This window comes from Spirillospora sp. NPDC049652 (assembly GCF_040675125.1).
Taxonomy (GTDB): domain Bacteria; phylum Actinomycetota; class Actinomycetes; order Streptosporangiales; family Streptosporangiaceae; genus Spirillospora.
The window spans coordinates 1-3,593 of sequence record NZ_JBFAOF010000765.1 but is presented as its reverse complement, the minus strand read 5'-3'; the positions used below and the strand labels follow the sequence as shown (position 1 = coordinate 3,593).

Sequence of the window (3,593 nt, the reverse complement as noted above, 5' to 3'; positions counted from 1 at the left end):
GTCGACGAACCGGTCGGCGAGCGGCGCGGGCATCCGGATCACGGCGAGCGCGGCCGGGCACGTGGACGTGCCGGGCGCCACCGGACTCATCGGGTGGACGGTCACCACGGCCTCGCGCGCCACGCCCGACTCCAGCTCGGCGGCGGAGCCGACCGGCAGCATGACGGTGCGCTCCCGGCCCGACCGCAGCGCCTCGGCCAGCGGCGCCGCGCCACCGGGCACGACGTCCTCCAGCAGCGCGCCGCGCAGCCCGCCGGGACGGCCCGCGAGCAGCGCCTCGGCGTTCCGGTCCGACTGGATCACGCCGCCCGCGGAGTCCAGGCCGAGCAGAAGAATCCTGGTGGACGACTCCATCGCTCGATTATGGGACATCGCCGGTTCCCGGCGCGGCGATATGACCTTGGAGTTTCCTGAAAATCGGCCGTCCGGCCATTCTTTGGAAATGGCCACCCGGTCATTTCCGGCGGCCGAACCGCCCACCCCTCCCACCGCGGAAGGCGGCGGGCGGAACCGGACGTCAGGACCTGCCGAAGACCTGCGGCGGCGGCGCCGGCGCGGCGACGTCCTCGCCGTCCCGCAGCACCGCCGCGCCCGCCGCGAACGCGGCGAGGTCCTCGCCCTCCAGCAGCCGCGCGCGGAAGACCCCGCCCGCCGCGCGCCGGGTCAGCTCGGCGACCGGCAGCGGCACCCGGGACGCCACGAGGATCAGGTTGCCGAACCGGCGTCCGCGCAGCACCCCGGGGTCGCCGAGCAGCAGCGCGTGCGGGAACACCTCCCGGACGGTCGCGGCCACGCGGCGCGCGAACGGCAGCCGGAACCCGTCGGCCACGTTCATCACGTAGGCGCCGCCGTGCCGCAGCACCCGCGCGACCTCGCGGGTGAACTCCGCGGTCGTCAGCTCGACCGGGATGGACGCCTCGCTGAAGGCGTCCAGGACCACCAGGTCGTCGGCGCCGTCGGGGACCGCGGCGAGCCCGGACCGCCCGTCGGTGATCCGGATCCTCAGCCCGGGCACGTTCTTCACCGGCAGCTGCTCCCGGACCAGCTGCACCAGCCGGGCGTCCGGCTCCAGCACCACCTGCCGGGAGCCGGGCCGGGTCGCGGCGACGTAGCGGGGCAGCGTGCAGCCCGCGCCGCCCACGTGCACGGCGTCGAACGGCTCGCCGGGCGCGCCCAGGCAGTCGACCACGTCGCCCATCAGCCGCATGTACTCGAAGTCGAGATGGGTCGGGTCGGCCAGGTCCACGTACGACTGCGGGACCCCGCCGACCAGCAGGACCCAGCCGCCGTCGCGGTCGGCGTCGCGCAGCAGCTCGGCCTCGCCGCCGTCGATCTCGTAGCGGTCCGCGCGGGGCCCGTCCCCGCTCCTGCTGCCCTTGCGCGCCATGCGCCCAGCCTAGGGCGTGCCCGGCGAGCCCCAGCCCCGAGGCGTGCCCGGTGCGCCCCGGCCTCGGACGTGCCCGGTGAGCCCGGTGGGCCCGGCCTAAGCCGTGCCCCGCGCCTCCGGGACGGCCGGGGCCGCCGCGAAGTGGCAGGCGCTCGGGTGCCCCGAGCCGTCCCGGACCACCAGCTCGGGCACCTTCTCGGCGCACACGTCGGCGGCCTTCCAGCAGCGGGTCCGGAACCGGCAGCCCGACGGCGGGTCGATCGGCGACGGCGGCTCGCCCTCCAGCTCGATCGCGGCGGGCGGCGCCTCCGGGTCGGGCACCGGGACGGCCGACAGCAGCGCCTGCGTGTACGGATGGGTCGGGTTCCGGTAGATCTCGGCCGCGGTGCCGGTCTCGACGATCTTCCCCAGGTACATCACGGCGACCCGGTCCGACACGTACCGGACGGCGGCCAGGTCGTGCGCGATGAACACGTACGACAGGCCGAGCTCGCGCTGCAGGTCGGCGAGCAGGTTCATGACCTGCGCGCGCACCGACACGTCCAGCGCCGACACCGGCTCGTCGCACACCACCACCTCGGGGCGCAGCGCGAGCGCGCGGGCGATCCCGACGCGCTGCCGCTGCCCGCCGGAGAACTGGTGCGGGTACCGGTCGACGTGGCCCGGGTCGAGGCCGACCAGCTCCAGCAGCTCGCGCACGCGCGGCCGCCGCTCGCCCTTCGGGGCGACCTCCGGGTGGATGGCGAACGGCTCGGCGACGATGTCGCCGACCGTCATGCGCGGGTCGAGCGAGGAGTACGGGTCCTGCAGCACCATCTGGACGCGGCGGCGCAGGGCACGCAGCTCCCGGCGCGGCAGGCCGAAGATCTCCCGGCCGTCGAACCGGACCGTCCCGGCCGTGGGCTTCTCGTCGGCGAGCAGCAGCCGGGCGAGGGTCGACTTGCCGCAGCCGGACTCCCCCACCACGCCGAGCGTCTCGCCGCGGCGCAGCTCCAGGTCCACGCCGTCCACGGCCTTGACCGTCCCGACGGCCCGCTTGACGACCACGCCCCGGGTCACCGGGTAGTGCTTGACCAGTCCGTCCACCTGGAGGATCGGCTCGCCCACGGACTTCCCGCCCGCGGGCTCTCCGACCACGGGCTCCCCGGCCGCGGGTTCCTCGACCGCGGGCTCCCCCGTCACCGGCTCATTCGGCACGTTCCACCTCCGTCTGCCCGGCGTACACCTCGGCCGCGAAGTGACAGGCCGCCTCGTGCCCCGGCGCGACGGCGACGAGCGGCGGCTCCTGCTCCGCGCACACCGCCTCGGCGCGCGGGCAGCGCGGCCGGAACGGGCACCCGGACGGCAGGGCCGACGGGTCCGGCGGCGCGCCGCGCACCGGCTCGAGCCGGCCGGAGTCCTGGTCGAGCCGCGGCACCGAGGCGAGCAGCCCGACCGTGTACGGGTGCGCGGGCCGCGCGTACAGCTCGCGGGCGGACGCGCGTTCGGCGACCGTCCCCGCGTACATGACGACGGTCCGGTCCGCGATGCCCGCGACCACGCCGAGGTCGTGGGTGATCAGCACCAGGCCCATGCCCAGCTCGTCGCGCAGCCGCGCGAGCAGCCGCATGATCTGCGCCTGGACGGTCACGTCCAGCGCGGTCGTCGGCTCGTCGGCGATCAGCACGTCCGGTTCCAGGGCCAGCGCCATCGCGATCATGATGCGCTGCCGCTGCCCGCCGGAGAACTGGTGCGGGTAGTCGCCGAGCCGGGTCGCCGCGGACGGGATCGCCACCCGCTCCATCAGCTCGACGGCCTTCGCGCGGGCCTCCTTGCGGCCGGTGCCGCGGTGCGCCCGGTACATCTCGGCCAGCTGCGCGCCGACCGGGATCACCGGGTTGAGCGCGGTCAGCGCGTCCTGGAACACCATCGCGATCCGGTCGCCCCGGACGCGGCGGCGCTCCCGGTCGGGCAGGCCGAGCAGCTCGGTCCCGTCCAGCCTGACCGAGCCGCCGGTGATCCGCGCGGGCGGGGTGTCGAGGATGCCCATCACGGCCTGCGCCGCGACGCTCTTGCCCGACCCGGACTCGCCGAGGACCGCCAGGGTCTCCCCCGCCGCCAGCGTGTAGCTCAGGCCGTTGACCGCGCGCACCTCGCGGCCGCGCACGGTGAACGCGACCCGCAGGAGCAGCCGGGCGGCCGGGACGGTCTCGACGACCTCGGCCGT

At 75.9% G+C, this 3,593-nt stretch carries 3 protein-coding genes and 1 pseudogene; all 4 read right to left on the bottom strand.

What is annotated here, in order from left to right; all coding sequences use genetic code 11:
• Positions 1-354 (bottom strand): annotated as a pseudogene (locus AB0J52_RS32195) (hypothetical protein); the annotation flags it as partial.
• Between the two features lie 163 nt (positions 355-517).
• Positions 518-1,387: a spermidine synthase gene (locus tag AB0J52_RS32190; RefSeq protein WP_500186584.1), complete on the bottom strand. Its 870-nt coding sequence runs from the start codon at positions 1,385-1,387 to the stop codon at positions 518-520.
• 96 nt (positions 1,388-1,483) lie between these two features.
• Positions 1,484-2,584, bottom strand: a complete 1,101-nt coding sequence (locus AB0J52_RS32185; protein ID WP_500186583.1) for an ABC transporter ATP-binding protein — start codon at positions 2,582-2,584, stop codon at positions 1,484-1,486.
• Positions 2,574-3,533 (bottom strand): ABC transporter ATP-binding protein, encoded by a 960-nt coding sequence (locus tag AB0J52_RS32180; protein ID WP_500186586.1) that lies wholly within the window; start codon positions 3,531-3,533, stop codon positions 2,574-2,576. The genes AB0J52_RS32185 and AB0J52_RS32180 overlap by 11 nt, the downstream gene beginning before the upstream one ends.
• Between the last annotated feature and the right edge of the window lie 60 nt (positions 3,534-3,593).